16 protein-coding genes are annotated in these 18,100 nt (G+C 72.2%); 10 read left to right on the top strand and 6 right to left on the bottom strand.

Annotated features, from left to right (window positions below):
• Window positions 1–158: 158 nt before the first annotated feature.
• Complete coding sequence (locus tag OU416_RS02110; protein ID WP_270925060.1) at window positions 159–1,736, top strand: alkaline phosphatase D family protein; 1,578 nt, start codon at window positions 159–161, stop codon at window positions 1,734–1,736.
• Window positions 1,737–1,858: 122 nt separating this feature from the next.
• Here OU416_RS02110 and OU416_RS02105 read toward each other — a convergent pair whose 3' ends face one another.
• Complete coding sequence (locus OU416_RS02105; protein WP_270925059.1) at window positions 1,859–2,899, bottom strand: Lrp/AsnC family transcriptional regulator; 1,041 nt, start codon at window positions 2,897–2,899, stop codon at window positions 1,859–1,861.
• Between the two features lie 114 nt (window positions 2,900–3,013).
• Here OU416_RS02105 and OU416_RS02100 point away from each other — a divergent pair, with 114 nt between their 5' ends.
• The 4 genes from OU416_RS02100 (at window position 3,014) to OU416_RS02085 (ending at window position 6,793) form a co-directional block, all read left to right on the top strand.
• Window positions 3,014–4,216, top strand: a complete 1,203-nt coding sequence (locus tag OU416_RS02100) for a M20 metallopeptidase family protein (protein ID WP_270925058.1) — start codon at window positions 3,014–3,016, stop codon at window positions 4,214–4,216.
• Window positions 4,213–5,526, top strand: coding sequence for an MFS transporter (locus tag OU416_RS02095; protein WP_270925057.1), 1,314 nt, complete (start codon window positions 4,213–4,215; stop codon window positions 5,524–5,526). The genes OU416_RS02100 and OU416_RS02095 overlap by 4 nt, the downstream gene beginning before the upstream one ends.
• A 65-nt stretch (window positions 5,527–5,591) precedes the next feature.
• Complete coding sequence (locus tag OU416_RS02090; RefSeq protein WP_270925056.1) at window positions 5,592–6,224, top strand: hypothetical protein; 633 nt, start codon at window positions 5,592–5,594, stop codon at window positions 6,222–6,224.
• A complete protein-coding gene (locus tag OU416_RS02085) occupies window positions 6,221–6,793 on the top strand; it encodes a hypothetical protein (protein ID WP_270925055.1) in 573 nt (190 codons plus the stop codon). The genes OU416_RS02090 and OU416_RS02085 overlap by 4 nt, the downstream gene beginning before the upstream one ends.
• Window positions 6,794–6,832: 39 nt before the next feature.
• Here OU416_RS02085 and OU416_RS02080 read toward each other — a convergent pair whose 3' ends face one another.
• From OU416_RS02080 to OU416_RS02065, 4 genes are all read right to left on the bottom strand, one after another.
• On the bottom strand, window positions 6,833–8,245 hold the full coding sequence (locus tag OU416_RS02080) for a phytoene desaturase family protein (RefSeq protein WP_270925054.1): 1,413 nt from the start codon (window positions 8,243–8,245) through the stop codon (window positions 6,833–6,835).
• A 170-nt stretch (window positions 8,246–8,415) separates the two neighbouring features.
• On the bottom strand, window positions 8,416–9,873 hold the full coding sequence (locus OU416_RS02075) for a class I adenylate-forming enzyme family protein (protein ID WP_270925053.1): 1,458 nt from the start codon (window positions 9,871–9,873) through the stop codon (window positions 8,416–8,418).
• 130 nt (window positions 9,874–10,003) lie between these two features.
• On the bottom strand, window positions 10,004–11,359 hold the full coding sequence (locus OU416_RS02070; protein WP_270925052.1) for a flavin-containing monooxygenase: 1,356 nt from the start codon (window positions 11,357–11,359) through the stop codon (window positions 10,004–10,006).
• Window positions 11,360–11,462: 103 nt separating this feature from the next.
• Window positions 11,463–12,119 carry a TetR/AcrR family transcriptional regulator gene (locus OU416_RS02065; RefSeq protein ID WP_270925051.1) on the bottom strand — a complete coding sequence of 219 codons (657 nt, stop codon included), beginning with the start codon at window positions 12,117–12,119 and terminating at the stop codon, window positions 11,463–11,465.
• A gap of 244 nt (window positions 12,120–12,363) precedes the next feature.
• On the opposite strand from OU416_RS02065, the gene OU416_RS02060 reads away from it, so the two are divergent.
• Genes OU416_RS02060 through OU416_RS02040 form a run of 5 tightly spaced genes read left to right on the top strand, consistent with a single transcriptional unit; the run spans window position 12,364 to window position 17,548 of the window.
• The gene (locus OU416_RS02060; protein WP_270925050.1) at window positions 12,364–13,698 is read left to right on the top strand and encodes an MFS transporter; all 1,335 of its coding nucleotides are present in this window, start codon (window positions 12,364–12,366) and stop codon (window positions 13,696–13,698) included.
• Window positions 13,695–14,912, top strand: a complete 1,218-nt coding sequence (locus tag OU416_RS02055) for a CaiB/BaiF CoA transferase family protein (RefSeq protein ID WP_270925049.1) — start codon at window positions 13,695–13,697, stop codon at window positions 14,910–14,912. The genes OU416_RS02060 and OU416_RS02055 overlap by 4 nt, the downstream gene beginning before the upstream one ends.
• A complete protein-coding gene (locus OU416_RS02050) occupies window positions 14,909–16,102 on the top strand; it encodes an acyl-CoA dehydrogenase family protein (protein ID WP_270925048.1) in 1,194 nt (397 codons plus the stop codon). The genes OU416_RS02055 and OU416_RS02050 overlap by 4 nt, the downstream gene beginning before the upstream one ends.
• Window positions 16,103–16,126: 24 nt before the next feature.
• The gene (locus tag OU416_RS02045) at window positions 16,127–17,095 is read left to right on the top strand and encodes a LysR family transcriptional regulator (protein WP_270925047.1); all 969 of its coding nucleotides are present in this window, start codon (window positions 16,127–16,129) and stop codon (window positions 17,093–17,095) included.
• A 60-nt stretch (window positions 17,096–17,155) separates the two neighbouring features.
• Window positions 17,156–17,548, top strand: coding sequence for a VOC family protein (locus OU416_RS02040; RefSeq protein ID WP_270925046.1), 393 nt, complete (start codon window positions 17,156–17,158; stop codon window positions 17,546–17,548).
• Between the two features lie 4 nt (window positions 17,549–17,552).
• Here the strand turns inward: OU416_RS02040 and OU416_RS02035 are convergent, their stop codons facing one another.
• Window positions 17,553–17,966, bottom strand: a complete 414-nt coding sequence (locus OU416_RS02035) for an organic hydroperoxide resistance protein (protein WP_270925045.1) — start codon at window positions 17,964–17,966, stop codon at window positions 17,553–17,555.
• Between the last annotated feature and the right edge of the window lie 134 nt (window positions 17,967–18,100).

The following is an 18,100-nucleotide window of genomic DNA, read 5'->3' as shown; positions in this document are numbered from 1 at the left end:
CTTCCCCGGACACGCTCCGTGCACATCGGACAGTGGTGCGCCCGGAGTACACCGCCGGGCCAGCACGGGTTCGCCCGGCGGTCATCTCGCGGTTCTAGCGTGCACCCGGCTCGACCGATTCGGCGCGGCTCGTTCGCGCACAACTGCAGAGGGGAACCATGACAGCGAACTCCGGCACCAGCGGAGCGAACCCGTCCCGCCGCCAGGTCCTGTTAGCCGGTACTGCGGCGCTCGGCGCGGCGGCGCTGACCACCGCGGGCTTCGGCAGCACCGCGGCGAGCGCGCTGCCCGGCGCGGGCGGGCCGATCCGGTCGCCGTTCACGCTCGGTGTCGCCTCCGGTGACCCGCTGCCGCACGGCGTGGTGCTGTGGACCCGGCTGGCGGTGGACCCGCTCGCCGACAACGGCCTCGGCGGGATGCCCGACCGGGTCGTCCCGGTGCAGTGGCAGGTCGCCGAGGACGAGGGCTTCCGCAAGATCGTGGCCAGCGGCACCGCGCAGGCCCGGCCGGAGTCGGCGCACTCGGTGCACGTCGAGCTGTTCAACCTCAACCCCGCCACCGAGTACTACTACCGCTTCCGCGCCGGCGACGAGCTCAGCCCGGTCGGCCGGACCAAGACCGCGCCGCGCTTCGGCGCGCAGCTCGACGAGTTCTCCTTCGCCTTCGCCAGCTGCCAGAACTACCCGGTCGGCCACTTCAGCGCCTACTCGCACATGGCCCGGGAAGACCTCGACCTGGTGGCCTTCCTCGGCGACTACATCTACGAGAGCGGCGCGAAGGGCAGCATCGGGCGCCCGCACGCGCCCGCGCACGAGACCTTCGACCTCGCCGACTACCGCACCCGGCACGCCCAGTACAAGACCGACCCGGACCTGCAGGCCGCGCACGCCGCGTTCCCGTGGGTGGTGGTCTTCGACGACCACGAGGTGGAGAACAACTGGGCGGCCGGCCGGTCCCAGCCCGACGACGAGCCCGACCAGGACCCGGCGGTGTTCCGCAAGCGCCGCACCGAGGCGTTCCAGGCCTACTACGAGAACATGCCGCTGCGCGAGACCCAGCACGCGTGGGGCGCGAACATGCGCCTGTACCGGCGGCTGACGTTCGGGAACCTGGTGGACTTCCACCTGCTCGACACCCGCCAGTACCGCGACTTCCAGGACCAGGACAAGCGGCTGGACGCCGAGCGCACCATCCTGGGCGCCGAGCAGCGCGACTGGCTGCTGCGCAACCTCGGCGGGCAGACCGCGCGCTGGAACGTCCTGGCGCAGCAGGTGTTCTTCTCGCAGCGCGACTTCACCGCCGGTGCGGAGGACTCGTTCAGCGACGACGCGTGGGACAACTACGTGGCGGAGCGCGACCTGGTGCGCGACCGCATGGCGAAGGCCTCCAACCCGGTGGTGATCACCGGTGACGTGCACGCCAACTACGTCTGCGACGTCAAGGCCGACTTCGACGACCCGGCCTCGGCGACGGTGGCCACCGAGCTGGTCGGCACCTCGATCACCTCCAACGGAAACGGTGTCGAGCAGAACCCGGGCGATGCGGTCCAGCTGGCGGAGAACCCGCACATCAAGTTCATCAACCGGCACCGCGGCTACGTCCGCAACACGATCACGCCTTCGGCGTGGACGGCGGACTTCCGCGTCCTGGACCACGTCGAGAAGCCCGGTTCGCCGATCCGCGACCGCGCCCGCTTCGTGATCGACGACGGCCGCCCCGGCGCCAACCTCGTCTGACGCGTCCCGGCGGCGGGACTACCGGCTGCTCCGTTTCCGCTGTTCAGCCCCCGTGAGTGCTTTGTGGTGCTATGGCACCCCAAAGCACTCACGGGCCGCCACCAGCGGAAACGGGCCTTCCGTCAGCTCGGGGCGGACCGCAGGTCGCCGGGCAGCGGGATGACCTCACCGGTGCACCGGCCGTCGGGGTGCATCAACCAGCCGACCCGCTTGCGGGTGCGCAGGATCACCGAGCTGTTCACGATCGCTCCCGCGGGCATCAGGCGTTCCAGGTGGTCCTGCATGGTCAGCAGGTCCGTCATGTCCGCCGTCCAGGCGTTGATCACCAGCGTCGCCGATCCGGTCACCGACATCACCAGCCGCACCCGGGAGTCCTCGCGCAGCCGCGACACCGTCCCGGCCAGGGCGCTGCTGGGCAGGCGGCACCACCAGATCACCGCCACCGGCCACCGGGTGTGCAGCTGCGCGACCTCGCAGCGCATCCGCAGCGTCCGGGAGCGCAGCAGCGCCGACAGCTGGCGGCGGACCGTGGACGTCGGCCGCCCGGTCTTGCCGGCGAGTTCGGCGGCGGTGGCGCGGCCGTCGTGGGCGAGCTCGGCCACCAGCGGCCCGTAGATGTCGGGGCGCAGGTAGATCCGCTCGCTGGGCCGGTCCTGCTCGGTGCGCCCGGCGCGCAGGATCTCCGCGCGCTGCGCCCGGTTCAGGGCGTCGAGCTGCCACTGGCTGCCTTCGATGTGCATCCGGGCGCCGATGTGCGAGTGCAGCGACGCCACGCCGGGCACCTTCGGCAGCTCGTCGAGCAGCAGCGCCGAGAGCTTCTCGAACGACGCGGCCGAGACGGTCACCAGCAGGTCGCGGCCCTGGGCGGCGTGCTCGATGTTGTGCACCCGCGGCATCAGCTCCAGCCTGCGGGCCACCTCCTCCACCGCGCCCGGGGCGCAGTTCATCTCGACCAGCGCGACCATGGCCCCGCCGGCGAGCTCGCCGTGCAGCGGGTAGGCGGTGATCCAGGCCAGCCCGGCAGCGCGCAGCCGCGCCCAGCGCTGGGCCAGCGCCGTCGGTGACGAGCCGAGCACAGGAGCCAGCGCGGACCACGGAGCGCGAGGCCACAGCTGCAGGGCGTGGATGAGCGCCAGATCCTCTTCGGCGAAGTCGTCGTGCACGATTCTTCCCCATGCTCGGCGCCCGATGGGCGAATCCAGCGAAATTCCGGCCCGTGGGGGCTGCGTGCGCAGACTCTACCCAGCTCAACGACGAGACCAGGAAGGTGCACCACGTTGGATCTGTTGGACGACGCCCGGTCGCTGCAGCCGGATCTGGTCCGGCTGCGGGAAGAACTGCACCGGGTTCCCGAGGTCGGGCTGCAACTGCCGCGCACCCAGGAGCGCGTGCTCGAGGAGCTGCGCGACCTGCCGCTGGAGATCAGCACCGGCAGCAGCACGACCTCGGTGACCGCCGTGCTGCGCGGCACCGGGCCCGCTGCGGCGGGCGAGCCGACCACGGTGCTGCTGCGCGGCGACATGGACGCGCTGCCGATCGACGAGCGCTCCGGTGAGGACTTCGCGGCCACCAACGGCGCGATGCACGCCTGCGGCCACGACCTGCACACGGCCGGGCTGGTCGGTGCCGCGCAGCTGCTCAGCGCGCACCGCGATCGCCTCTCCGGCGATGTCGTGTTCATGTTCCAGCCGGGCGAGGAGGGCTACGACGGCGCCCGGGTCATGATCGAGGAAGGGGTGCTCGACGCGGCAGGTCGCAGGCCCGACCACGCCTACGCGCTGCACGTGGTGCCGCACCGGCTGCCCGCGGGACTGGTGTCCGGCCGGGCCGGGGTGACGCTGTTCGCCTCCTACACCTTGGCGGTCACCGTGCGCGGCACCGGCGGGCACGGCGCCACGCCGCACGAGGCGAAGGACCCGGTCGTCGCCGCCGCCGAGATGGTCGGCACGCTGCAGACCGCGGTGACGCGCTCGTTCAACGTGTTCTCACCGGTGATCGTCACGGTAGGCATGCTGCGGGCGGGCACCGCGGCGAACATCATCCCGGACACCGCGCACTTCGAGGCGACCGTCCGCGCGGTCGATCCCGATGCCGGGCCGCGGCTGCGGGAGGTCTTCACCCAGTACCTCTCCGGTGTTGCCGCCGCGCACGGCGTGCAGGTCGACGTCGAGCTGGTCGCGGGCTACCCGGCCACCGTCAACGACGCCGCGGAGGCCGAGTTCGCCGGTGGCGTCGTGCGCGAGCTGTTCGGCGCCGAGCACCACCGCGCCGAGGAGCACCCCACGCAGGGCTCGGAGGACTTCTCCCGGGTGCTGCAGGAAGTTCCCGGCGCACTGCTGTTCCTGGGCGCGCACGCGCCGGGAGCGGTGCCGGAGCAGGCCGCGGCGAACCACTCGCCGATGGCGCGTTTCGACAGCTCGACGACCGGCCGCGCCGCCGCGCTGCTGGCCGGTCTCGCGGCGGAAAGGCTGGGCGCATGAGCACTTCGCTCTCGCGGCGCAAGGTCCTGGTCGGGCTCGGCCTGGGCAACGCCATCGAGTGGTACGACTGGGGCGTCTACGCGACGTACTCGGTGTTCTTCGCCTCCCAGTTCTTCACCGGCGGCAGCGCCGCGTCGAACCTGCTGAGCACGCTGGCGGTGTTCGCCATCGGCTTCGTGGCCCGGCCCGTCGGCGGGATGTTCTTCGGCTGGATGGCCGACCGGGTGGGCCGCAAACCCGTCCTGACGCTGAGCATCGGCATGTCGGCCGGTTCGTGCTTCGTGATCGCGCTGGCCCCGACCGCGCACCAGGTGGGGCTGCTCGCGCCGGCGATCCTGGTGCTGGCGCGGCTGGCGCAGGGGCTGGCGCACGGTGGTGAGCTGCCGTCGGTGCAGACCTACCTCGCCGAGGTCGCGCCGCCGCAGCGGCGGGGGCTGTGGTCCAGCGTGATCTACGTCTCCGGCGGGATCGGCACGCTGTTCGCGCTGGGGCTGGCGGGCGTGCTCTCCGCCGTGCTGACGCCGGAGCAGATGGCCGGGTTCGGCTGGCGGATCCCGTTCGCGCTCGGCGGGTTCCTCGGGTTGTACGCGCTGGTGCTGCGCCGGAAGTTCACCGAGACCGAGATCTTCACCGCCAACGGGTCCCGCGCCGGCGACGCCGCGCCGAAGCGGTCGACGGTGCGGCAGCTGCGGGCCAACATCAAGCCGATGCTGCAGGTGGTGGGCATCAACCTGGGCGGCACGATCGTCTACTACGTGTGGGCCGTCAACGCCCCGACGTTCGCGATCTCGCAGCGCGGCACCGATCCGACCGGCGCGATGCTGGCCGGTGCCGCCGCCACCGCGCTCTACGTCGCGGCGATGCCGTTCTGGGGCTGGCTGTCGGACAAGATCGGCCGCAGGCGGCTGCTGCTGATCGTCTGGCCGGTGTTCCTGGTGCTGTTCTACCCGTTGAACCTGATGATCCAGGGCGAGGTCTGGCAGCTGTTCGTCGCGATGTCCATCGGCGTGGTGCTCAACGGCGTGCTCAACGCGATCGGCCCGGCGATCACCGCGGAGCTGTTCCCGACCGGCATCCGGGCGCTCGGGCTGGCCGTGCCTTACGCGCTGACGGTCGGGCTCTTCGGCGGCACCGCGCCGTACGTGCAGACCTACTTGTCGGAGCAGGGCCTGTCCGGTGCGTTCAACGCCTACGCGATCTTCCTCGGGGTGCTGACGCTGATCACCTTCTGGTTCCTGCCCGAGACGAAGGGCGTCAAGCTGGGCGGCGACGCGCGACCGGCCGCCCGGAGCTCGGCGAGCGGGTCGTGACCGTCCACAGGTGACGGCGGAAAAACCGGTGCCGCCGCGGGGAAGTCGTGTGCGATGATGGTCGCATGACCACGACTCCCGCGGCGGCACCGCTGTTGGCCGTCCCGCGCGATGAGGTGTGGGTCCGCTGTCCGCGGTGCTCCGGCCCCGCCCTCATCCGGCACGGCGTGCCGCGGTGCGCGCAGTGCGCGTGGACGACCTCCGGCGGCGAGGCCGGGCACTGGTGCGCGTGCTGCCAGCGGTGGGAGGGCGACCGGCCGGCTCCGGTCGGTGACCGCCGGGTCGCGGTCGAGCAGCGCTGCCGCGACTGCGGGCGGCGCGAGTCGTTCACCACCACGCTGCGCCCCGCCCAGTCCGCGCGGCCGCGCGGCTGCGCGTGCGGTGGCCGCCCGGAGGTGACCCGCCACTGGCCGCTGAGCCGCGACATGGCCGCCGACGGCATCGACGCGCTCTACGGGCTGCCGTTCTACCTGACCACCCCCTGCGCCGGGCACCGGTTGTGGGCGGCCAACGAAGCCCACCTGGACTACCTGGAGCGGTTCGTCGGCGCCCAGGTCCGCACCGTGCGCCAGACCCCGATCGGGCGTGAGCTGGGCTACAAGCTCCCCCGCTGGATGCTGCTGGCGAGCAACCGCGACGCGGTGCTGACGGCGCTGGCGAAGCTGCGCGCGATGCTGCCCGAACCGGCACGGCGATGACCGCGATTTCCCAGCGAGCGCTGGAACTCCTGCACCGTGCGGACATCCCGCTCGGCCCGGGTCTGTCCGCGCAACAGCTGCGGACCGTCGAAAACCGCTTCGGCATCGCATTCGGCCCCGACCACGCGGCCCTGCTCCGGCGGGCGGTGCCGCGCGGCCCGGGCTGGGTGGACTGGCTCGGCAACCCGGACGAGGTGCGCCAGCGGCTGTCGGTGCCGCGGGAAGGCGTGCTCTTCGACGTCCGCGAGAACGCGTTCTGGCCGGATCGCTGGGGTCCCCGGCCTACGTCGAAACCGGCCGCGCTCCAGCAGGCCGAGCAGCACCTGGCCCGGGTGCCGGTGCTGCTGCCCGTGTACGGCCACCGCTTCCTGCCCGCCGCGCCGGCGGGCACCGGGAGCCCGGTGTTCTCGGTGCACCAGACCGACGTCATCTACTACGGCACCGATCTGGCCGACTACCTCGCCCGCGAGTTCCTCCCGCCCACCGGTCCCCCGCTGACCTCCCCCACCGCGCGGATCGACTTCTGGTCCGACCTCGCCGAGGCAGGACCCACCACCCGCTTCTGGTGAACAGCGGGACAACGCGTGCTGTGCCCGGTCACCGGCTTGTCAGGCTCTCCGCCCGCGACCGCGCAGGTGCTTCAGCGCGCGGGCCGCGGCGTGGGCGCCGCACATGCCGTGGGCTCCCGGGCCGGGCGGGGTGGCCGCCGAGCAGATGTAGTGGCCGGGCAGTCCGACGTCGTAGGGGTTGAGCGTCGTGCGGGGGCCGAACACGAGCTGGGGCAGGTCTTTCGCCCCGGTGAGGATGTTGCCGCCGACGAAGTTCGGGTCGTGCTCGGCGAGTTCAGCGGTGGTGCGCACCGCGGTGCCGACGATCCGCTCCCGGAAACCGGGGGCGAACCGCTCGATCTGCGCGATGATCGCCCCGGTCGCGTCGCCGGAGTACCCGTGGGGCACGTGGGCGTAGGTCCACACCGGGTGCACGTCGCCGACCGAGCGCTGCGGGTCGGCCAGGTACTGCTGGCCGACGAGCACGAACGGCCGCTCCGGCATCCGCCCCCGGTGGATCTCCCGCTCGGTCGCGGCGATCTCGGCGAACGAACCTCCCACGTGCACGGTGCCCGCCCGGCGCGCCGGTTCGGACGCCCAGGGCACGCCGCCTTCGACCGCGAAGTCCACTTTGAACGCTCCCGGGCCGTAGCGGAACCGCCGGTAGGCCCGGGCGACGCGGTCCGGCAGGCGATCGCCGAGGATGTCGGCGACCGCGGACGGAGCGAGGTCGAAGACCGTCACGTCGCTGCTCGGCAGGTCCGCGCTGGAGCGCACCCGGACCCCGGTCTCGACCTCGCCGCCCAGATCGCGCAGCAGCGCGGTCAGCGCACCGGTGATCGACCGGGAACCCCCGGCCGCCACCGCCCAGCCGTGCCGGTGTCCCGCGGTCAGGATGCCCAGGCCGATGCTGGAGCTCAGCGGCCGGTCCAGCGGGCGGAAGGCGTGCGCGGCCACTCCGCCGAACAGCGCCTTCGCCTGCTCCCCGGAGAAGACCTTCGCGATCACCGATGCCGGTAGCAGCGCGGGGATCCCGAAGCGGGCGAGCCGGACCGGGTGGCGCGGGATCCGCAGCAGCGGCCTGAGGATGTCCTCGGACAGCACGTCGTAGCCTGCCGCCGGACCCGCGAACAACCTCGACCACCAGCGGCCGTCGGCGCCGAGACCGGCGGCGGTCTCGGCGACGGAGCGGTGCAGCACCCCGGCGGTGCCGTCGTCGAGCGGGTGCGCGCAGTCGATCTCGGGGAGCAGCCACTCCAGGCCGTAGCGGCCCAGGTCGAGGCCGCGCAGGAAGCTCGACCCGGCGGCCAGCGGGTGCGTCGCCGAGCACTGGTCGTGCAGCAGACCCGGCACGATCGCCTCGGCGGTGCGGGTGCCACCACCGATCTCGTCGGCCGCCTCCAGCACGGTGACCCGCACGCCCTCCCGGGCCAGGGCGACGGCGGCGGCGAGCCCGTTGGGCCCACCACCCACCACGACCGCCGTCCCGCCGCTCCGCGATTTCGCGGTTTCTCGTGGCCGGGTTGCGCCACGGCCCCCTGGGGTGCGGAACCGGGGTGGTACAGGGCTGCTCATGTCGCGCTCCCCACCGCCGGGTCGGTCTCGCCGCTGTCGCGCACCGACGGTAGCCCACCAGGGCGGCCCTAGCGGGCCTGGAGGGCCTTGCGCAGGGCCGGTTTGTCGATCTTCCCGACCGGGTTCTTCGGCAGCGCGTCGAGCAGGTGGACCTCGACCGGCAGCTTGATCTTGGTGAGGTCGGCCCGGCAGCGTTCGAGCAGCTCCTCGACCGTCACCGACGCATCCGGGTAGCGCACGACGCAGGCCACCGGGACCTCGCCGTACACCGCGTGCGGGACGCCCACCACGGCTGCCTCCAGCACCCCGGGGTGGCCGTGCAGCACGGACTCGATCTCCTTCGGGTACACGTTCTCCCCGCCCCGGATGATCATGTCCTTGAGCCGGTCCACGAGGGTGAGGTAGCCGTCCTCGTCGATCCGGCCGACGTCCCCGGTGCGCAGCCAGCCGCCGGCCAGCGTCGCGGCGGTCTCCGCCGGCCGGTTCAGGTAGCCGCGCATCACGTTGGCCCCCTGGACGACGACCTCTCCGACCGCCCCGGCAGGCAGGAGATCCCCTCCCGGCGAGATCGTGGCGATGCGCTGCCCGGGCAGGGCCGGGCCGACGGTGCCGAGCTTGCGCACGCCGTCGACCGGGTTGCACGCCGATGCGCAGGTGCCCTCGGTGAGCCCGTAGCCCTCGACCATCACGAACCCGAACCGCGACTCGCAGTGTTCGAGCAGTTCCCGCGACACCGGCGCCGCACCGCACACCGCGAACCGCAGCGACGAGGTGTCGGCGGTGAACTCGCCGGGGAGTTCGGCCAAGCGCGCGTAGATCGTCGGCACGGCGGAGAAGTAGGTCGGCCGGTACCGCTCGACGGCGGCGAGGAAGGACTTCGGGTCGAACCGCTCCAGCACCGTGAGCTGGCCGCCGCGCAGCATCATCGTCAGGAAGCTGACGCAGATCGCGTTGACGTGGAACAGCGGGAGGACGAGCAGGCAGTGGTCGGCGTCGGTGGCCCGGAAGTGCTCGGCCATGGCCGAAGCCATCGCGCCGAGGTTGGCGTGGTCGAGCATCACGCCCTTGGGGCGGCCGGTGGAGCCGCTCGTGTAGACCAGCAGCGCCAGCTCCTCCGGCCGGACCGCCCGCTCCGGGAGGTTTCCCCGCGCCGTGCACCGCATCTCGCCGACGTGGATCGCGGGGAGCCCGGCGCTGGGCGCGTCCGGGCCGCCGTTGAGCACCAGCCGGGCACCGGAGTCGCGCAGCTGGTACCCGGCCTCGTTCTCGGTGAAGGCCGGGTTGATGGGCGTCACCGCGGCCCCGACGCGCCAGGCGGCGAGCAGTCCGATGAGCAGCTCGACGCGGTTCGGCAGCATGATGCCGAGCACGTCGCCCGGACCGAGGCCGCGCTCGGCGAGTTCCTCGGCGAACGCGGCGACCCGCTGCCCGACCTCCGCGTAGGTGAGGTCGCTGCGCTCATCGCGCAGGCACGGGCGGCTCGCGGCGGGTTCGGGGCGGTTCCACGGCAGGTATCCGACGTTCACGGGCCACCTCTCGGATGCGACAACACCACGTGTTGCGGAACACTAGAGGTTTCGTCGGCCCATTCCCATGCTCGGCGTGGACGAAGTTTCGGTCCCCGTGCACGAGCACCACAGTGGACCGTTCGTCCGGTCAGGCGGAGGTGCGGCTGACCGCCCGCATCGCCGCGCGCGATTCCGGTGCGCAGCGCTTGGCGCCGCGGCGGCGTTCGCGGCTGAGTTCGCGCATGTAGTCGTCGAAATCGACCTGGACCGTGTGGCGCCTGGCGGCGACGTAGCGCTTCGCGACGGCTTGCCGGTGCTTGGCGATCTCGGCGAGCATCGCCAGCCTGCCGGGCAGCGCGTAGGTGCCCTGCAGGTGGTCGGCGATCAGCTCGGACTGCCGCTCGGCGATCGGCATGATCGCCCCGAGCGGCTGCACCAGGCCGATGAAGTACAGGCCCGGCACCCTCGGGTGGAACACCCGCTGGTAGAGCCGGACCTCGTTGTCCTCGCCGGGGTCGAGGAACCCGGTGTCGAAGAACGGGAAGCTGATCCGGTAGCCGGTGCAGTACACGACCAGGTCGGCCGTCGCCCGGCTCCCGTCGGTGAACACGACCTCGGAGCGGTCGAGGCGCGCGATGTTCGGCTTGGGGTGGATCGCGCCGTGCGCCAGGCGGTCGAGCACCCGGCTGGACATCGTCGGGTGCGCCTGGGCGAACTTGTGGTCCGGCGCGGGCAGCCCGTACCTGGTCATCCGGCCGGTGACCGACCGCAGCAGCAGCCGGGCCAGCGGCCACCGGATCCAGCCCGGGATGCGCTCGCTGCCCGCGATCTGGTCGTAGGGCCTGCCGAACACGTACTTCGGGATGATGTGCGCGCCGCGGCGCGCCGACAGGTGGGTGGCCGCGGCGTGGTAGCTGGCGTCCACCGCGATGTCCATCGCCGAGTTGCCCATGCCGACCACGACCACCCGCTTGCCCACCAGCTGCGACTCGTCGGTGTAGCGGTGCGAGTGGATCTGCTCGATCGCGGTGGAATCCGCGCCGGGGAAGGCCGGTTCGGGCCAGCGGGGGTCCCAGTGGTGCCCGTTGGCCACGCACACCGCCTCGTAGCGGCGGGTCTCCCCGGTGCTCAGCGCGACGTCGAACCCGCCGCCCGGCAGCGGTGCGACGTGCTGCACGCCGGTGCGGAAGGTGATGTGCTCGCGGAGCCCGAAGTGGTCGGCGTAGGCGTCGAAGTACGCGGCGACCTGGTCGTGCCGGGGGAAGTCGGGCAGCTCGGCGGGCATCGGGAAGTCGCTGAAGGCCATCCGCTCCCGGGAGGTGTTGATGTGCAGCGACCGGTAGGCCGCGGAGACCCCGTTGCGGTTGCCCCACACCCAGTTCCCGCCGATGCGGTCGGAGAGCTCGAAGCAGTCGAACGGGATGCCGCGTTCGAGCAGGACCTTCGCGGTGGCGATCCCGGAGGAACCGGCACCGATGACGCAGACGCGGGGCGGTGCGGACATGACCGGAGGACCTCCCGTGTGACCGGTGGTCATATGACCAGTGGTCACATTAGGGGCGCGCGGCCGCCCGGAGCAACCCCGAACGCACGGTTGGAGTAACGGGTCAGCGCTGCGCGCCAGGCGCGGCGAAGGCCGTGACCAGCACGTTCACCAGCCGGTCCACCGAATCCCCGATCTGCCGGGAATCCCCGGAACCCAGGCCGAGCACCGGGTCCAGACCGGGGTTGAACGGGGCCAGGGCCAGGTGCGGCAGGAGCACCAGCAGCAGCGCCAGCAGCGCGTCCACATCGGCGTCCGCGCGCAGCTCGCCCATGTCCTGGGCCTTCCGCAGCAGCGGGCGCAGCACCGCGAGGTAGTGGCTGTTGGCCGCCTCGCGCACCGCCGAACGCGCGGTCATGTCCGGCTCCAGGCTCACCGCCGCCATGAACGCCCGGTCCAGCGGGTTCACCGCGAAGTAGGCCACCCAGTCCTGCGCGAGCTGCCGCAGCGCCGGGAAGAATCCCACCTCCCAGCGCAGCTCGGCGATGCGCAGCTCCATCGCGGCCCGGATGCGCTGGCTCGCCAGGTCCGCCAGGTGGGCGTACATGTCGGCCTTGTCGGTGAAGTACTGGAACAGGCTGCCCTTCGCCACCGAGGCGTTGCGCGCGATCACGTTCAGGCTGCCACCGGAGAACCCGTTCGCGGCGAACTCCGCCTCGGCCGCCCGCAGCACGGCTTCCCGCCGCGTCTCGGGCAACCGCTCCCACGTCGCCGTCGGCACCAGACCACCCCTCCTCGCAACACCCAGCGGCGACATTCTGCCGCAACAGAGCCGGATACCGGAAACCATCGGTCAGCCCACAAGGGACAGGAGCCGCGGTTATAGGCAGAACCGAACGCCCCGTCCGCACATCGGCCGTTGAACGCGCCGCGCCGGCGGTGTGATGTGGACCATGCGCCCCGAGCCGTCGCGGCCGGGGTTCGCCGACCGGCTCAGGTCGAGCAGAGCCGCACAGGAGAACCACATGACATTTTCCGATTCACGCGTCCGCACCGGCGGGCCGCCGGGTGCCCCGCACCGCTCGACGGGCTGGGGGCTCGTGCTCTTCCTGTTCCTGTTCTTCACGCTGAACTTCGCCGACAAGGCCGCCGTCGGGCTCGCCAGCGGCCGGATCCGCGCTGACCTGGGTTTGACGGCCGAGCAGTACGGCCTGCTCAGCAGCGCGTTCTTCTGGTTGTTCGCGGTCGGCGCGGTGGTGCTGACGGCGGCGCTGCGCAAGATCTCCTACACCTGGGGCGCCGGGCTGCTGATGTGCACGTGGATCCTGAGCATGCTGCCGCTGACCTCGCCGACCACCTTCGGGGTCCTGCTCGCCTCCCGCATCGCCCTGGGCTTCTTCGAAGGCCCCGCGCACGCGTTCTGCCAGTCGGTCATCGCCGATCGCTTCCCCCCGGAGCGGCGCGCGACGGCGGGTGCCGTGGTCAACGCCGGTTCGTCGATCGGGCCGCTGCTCGCCGCTCCCGCCCTGACGTGGATCATCGTGAACTGGTCGTGGCACGGGGCTTTCACCGTCCTGGTCGCCGCGGGTGCCGTGTGGACGATCGCCTGGTTCTGGTACGCGGAGCGGATGCCGTTGCGCAAACCCGCCGACCGGGCCGGAGCGGGCCGCGCGCCGGATCCCAACGGGCACATCGCCGTTCCCTTCCACCGCCTGCTGGCTCTGCGCAGCTTCTGGGGACTGGTGCTGCTGTCCTTCGCCGGCTACCTGATCTCCTCGTTGAAGGTCGCCTGGCTCCCGGCCTACCTGGCCGAAGGACTGGGGTACCCCACCGGCACCATCGGTGTGCTGGCGGCCGTCCCGTACGCGGCGGCCGTGGTCGTGCTGCTGTCGGCGGGCGCGCTCTCCGGCCGGCTGCTGCGCCGGGGGCGCAGCTCGCACCTGGCCCGCGGAAAGCTCACCGGCGCGTACCTGGTGTTCGGCGGGCTCTCGATGATCGCGTTCACCCAGCTGGATCCGGGCCCGCTGCAGGTGGTGCTCGTCGTGCTCGCCTTCTCGGTCAACAGCGTCGCCTTCTCGGTCGCCTTCGCGGGCGCCTCCGACTTCCTGCCCGCGCGCCAGCGCGTCGCCTTCTTCGGCTGCATCATCGCGGCCTACAGCGTCGCGGGAATCCTGGCGCCCTACGGTCTGGGGCTCATCGTCGACCGGTCGGCCACCCCGGCTCAGGGCTACTCCACCGGGTTCCTCGTCGTCGGCCTGATCGTGTGCGTCCTGGGCGTTCTCGGCGGGGCGATGCTGAACCCGGAGCGGGCCAAAGCCGAGCTGGAACGTCTCACCACCACGTACCGGAGTGCGCCATGACGGGGCCGCTGACGGGTGTTCGCGTCCTGGACCTGGGCCAGTACATCGCCGGGCCGTGCGCTGCCCAGGTGCTGGGCGATCTCGGCGCGGAGGTGCTGAAGGTCGAGAGCTTGCGGGGCGATCAGGCCAGGAGCATCGGCCCGTTCGGCGAAGCGATGGTCCAGGCCTACAACCGCGACAAGCGCAGCATCGCGCTGGACCTCCGCCACCCGGAGGGGCGGCGCGTGCTGCACCGGCTGCTGGGCACGGCCGACGTGCTGGTGCAGAACTTCCGCCCCGCATCCGCCGGGCAGCTCGGGATCGACGCCGAGACCCTGCGCCGGGACTTCCCGCGCCTGATCTGCGCCAGCGTGACCGGATTCGGTTCCCGCGGCCCGTCCCGGGAACGCCCCGGTCTGGACATCGCGGCCCAAGCCGAGTACGGGCTGATGCACGCGACCGGCGCCGCCGACGGCGAGCCGCAGCGGGTCGGTTTCCCGGTCGCCGACGTCACCGCGGCCAACGCGCTGGCCACCGGAGTGCTGGCCGCGCTCTTCGAACGCGAGCGGTCGGGGCGGGGTGCGCACGTCGAGACGTCCCTGCTGGAAGCGGTGATCTCGGCGCAGGCCGCCACCTGGGGCGAGTACGTGCTGACCGGGGCCGCGCCCCGGCGGAGGGGCAACGGGCAGGCCAACGCCGCGCCCGCCGCCGACGTCCTCGCGCTCACCGACGGCGCGATCGTGCTGTCCGCCTACACCGCCGAGAAGTGGGCGGCCCTGTGCGAACTGGTGGGCAGGCCGGACATGGTCGACGATCCGAGGTTCGCCGACAACTCCGCGCGCGTGCGCAACCGGCCGGAGATGCTCGCCGCGCTGCACAACGCGTTCGCGGGAATGACCCGCGAGCAGGCCATCGCGGCGTTGCGCTCGGCGGGCATCGTCTGCGGCGCCGTTCGCTCCTTCGACGAGGTCGCCGCCGACGAGGACGTGGCTTGCTCGAACGTGCTGGTCGAGGTGACCGACCGGCGAGGCCACCGCGTCACCAGCCCCGGGTTGGCCTTCACGCTGGACGGGCGGCGCCGGAGCACCTCCACCGCCGCCCCGCAGGCAGGCGCGGACACCGCCGAGGTGCTGCGCGAACTCGGCTACCCCGACGAAGCCATCACCGATCTCACCACCCGCCGCGTCGTCGCAGCACCGACGGCCCGGCCCAGCGAGGAAAGGACTTCACGTTGATCGACCAGGACGTGCTCCGCCACGACTTCTCCGCGCACCTCCAGCAGATCGCGGACTTCACCAACGACGAGCTGATCCCGGCCGAAGCCGAGATGGTCGGCACCGGTGCCGTCCCCGAGCGGATCCTGCACCGCATGGCCGCGCTCGGGCTGTTCGGGATCTCGATCCCGCGCCGCTACGGCGGCCTGGAATGGACGATGGAGCAGCAGGTCCGGCTGACCTTCGAGTTCACCCGCGCCTCGTGCGTCTACCGGTCCCGCTTCTCCACCGTGATCGGGTTGTGCTCGCAGGCGATCCTCGATCACGGCACCGAGGCCCAGCGGCAGCAGCTGCTCCCCGCGATGGCCGCCGGGGATCTCGTCATGGCCTTCGCGCTCACCGAGGAAGAAGCGGGCTCGGACGCGGCGCACCTGCGCACCACGGCGATCCGCGACGGCGGGGACTACCTCGTCAACGGCCGCAAGCGCTACATCACCAACGGCGCCTGGGCCGACGCGTTCCTGACCTTCGCGCGCACCGACCCGGGCGAACCGGGAGCGGCGGGCGTCTCCGCGCTGATCGTCGACGCCCGGTCGCCCGGGATCTCCACCGAGCTGCCCCGGTACATGAACGGCCACGCCGAAGCACCGGTGGCCGAGATCGGCTTCCACGACGTGCGCGTCGGCGCGCAGCGGCTCCTCGGCGACGTCGAAGGCCGGGGGCTGACGATGGCGTTGCGCGGGATCAACCACGCCCGGCTGCACGTCGCGGCCACCTGCGTCGGTCAGGCCACGCGGATGCTGGAGGAGACCACCGCGCACGTCAACGGCCGCGAGCAGTTCGGCGGGCCGCTGGCCGATCTCGGCGCGGTGCGCTCGACGCTGGGCGAGAGCTACGCGGAGCTGGAGGCGGGCCGGGCGCTGGTCGTGGAGTGCGCCCGCACCTTCGACCGCGGGGAGATCCCGCGGCACCGGATCGCCGCCGCGAAGCTGTACTGCTCGGAGATGGCGAGCGCGGTCGCCGACCGGTGCGTCCAGCTGCTGGGCGGCGCGGGCATCGTCGGACCGCACCCCGTCCCGCGCATGTGGCGCGACGTCCGGGCACTGCGCATCTACGAAGGCTCCTCGCCGATCCACCAGCGCAACCTCGGCCGCGCGATGATCGAGCAGGTCGGCGCCGACGGAACGCTGCCCGACACGTTCCGCTCCTGACGCCGGCCGGGAGACGATGCGGGTATGGAGATCCGTCAACTGGAGTACTTCCTGGCCGTCGTCGAGCACAACGGGGTGAACCGGGCGGCGCAGCAGCTGCACATCGCGCAGGCATCGCTGTCGCAGAGCATCCGGCAGCTGGAGCGCGAGCTGAAGCTGACCCTGTTCCACCGCACGGGCCGGAACCTGGTGCTCAACTCGGCGGGCGAGCTGCTCGTCGAACCGGCGCGCAAGGTGCTGCGGGACGTGCTGGCGGCGCGCGACATCATGCGCGGTGCGCGCGAGCTGCAGGTCGGGTCGATCACGATCGGCACGATGCCGGAGATGTCCAGCGACGCGGTCGCCGCGTGGAGCGCCTCCTTCACCAAGCTGCACCCGGGCATCCGGATCGACCTCGTGGAGCAGGCGAGCGCGGCGGAGCTGTGCGAGGAGGTGGCGGCGGGCAACTGCGAACTCGGCTTCACCACGTTCCCCGCCCCGGCCGACAACCTCGCCGAGGTCGACCTCGGCGTCCAGCGGCTCCTGCTGGTGATGCCGCCCGGCACGACCGGTGCCGATCCGGCGGCGCCGCACGACCTCGCCCGGCTGGACGACGTGCCGCTGGTGGTGAGCAGCTCGGCGCACCGGGAGAACGACTTCGTGACGACCCTGCTGCGCCAGGAGGCGGTCGTCCCCCGGATCGTCGCGCGGGTCCCCAACCGCCACGCGCAGCTGACGCTGGTGCTCAACGGTGCGGGCAGCGCGTTCCTCCCGCTGCGCATGGCCGCCGCGGCAGCGCGCGCGGGCGCGGTCGTGGTGGAGACCCGCCCGGCGCTGCGCACGCCGTTCGGCATCGTCCACCGCGATGGTGGCCTCAACCCGGCGGCGCAGAGCTTCGTGATCGAGAGCGGTGCGGCCCTGAACCGCTGGACCGAGCTGATCGCCGGTTTCCAGCAGGAAGGGCTGTGCCTGCTCGATGCGGCCCTGCGCGCCGACGACGAACTCCGCACCTGATCGCACTCCGTCCCCTTAGGACAGTCATCCGACGGGAGGGGATCGGGCTACCATCGTGCGGTGCGGATCGATCTCGTCACGATCGTCGTGGCCGACTACGACGAGGCCATCGAGTTCTTCGTCCACGTGCTGGGCTTCGACCTGGTCGAGGACTCCCCTTCGCTGACCAACGACGGCCGCCCCAAGCGCTGGGTGGTGGTCCGGCCGCCCGGCGGCGGCACGGGCGTCCTGCTCGCCCGCGCGGACGGCACGCGGCAGGCCGCCGCGGTCGGCGACCAGGTCGCCGGCCGGGTGGGGTTCTTCCTGCGGGTGGCGGACTTCGACGCGACCTTCGAGCGGCTGGTGGCGGCGGGCGTGGAGTTCACCATCCCGCCGCGCACCGAGCCCTACGGCCGGGTCGCGGTGTTCCTGGACATCGCAGGCAACCGCTGGGACCTGCTCGGCCCGGCCTGAGCGCTCACTCGACGACGAGTTCGACCGGGATGTTGCCGCGCGTGGCGTTCGAGTAGGGGCACACCTGGTGGGCCTGCTCGACCAGGTCGCGGCCGGTGGCCTCGTCGACGGAGTCGGGCAGTTCCACCCGCAGCACCACGGCGAGCGCGAAGCCCTCGCCCTGCTTGCCGATGCCGACCTCGCCGGTCACCGCGGCCTCGCCGAGGTCGAGACCGGCCCGGCGGCCGACCAGGCCGAGCGCGCTGGCGAAGCAGGCGGCGTACCCGGCGGCGAACAGCTGCTCCGGGTTGGTGCCCTGGCCGGAGCCGCCCATCTCCACCGGCACGGCCAGCTGCAGGTCGAGCTTGCCGTCGGAGGTGACGGCGCGGCCGTCCCGGCCGTGGGTGGCAGTGGCGACGGCGGTGTAGAGCGCGTCCATGAGAACCAGCCTTCTCCTGAGGTGCGGTCGTCGTGCCAGACCATCCTCACGCGCCGCGGACTCCACCGCCAGGGCGAACCGGCTCCCAGGAGGGCGCACCGGTGTTCGATCGCTCACAGCGGCCGACGTCCTCG

The organism is Saccharopolyspora indica, from assembly GCF_027853965.1.
GTDB lineage: Bacteria > Actinomycetota > Actinomycetes > Mycobacteriales > Pseudonocardiaceae > Saccharopolyspora > Saccharopolyspora indica.
This window is presented reverse-complemented; position numbering and strand designations above follow the sequence as displayed.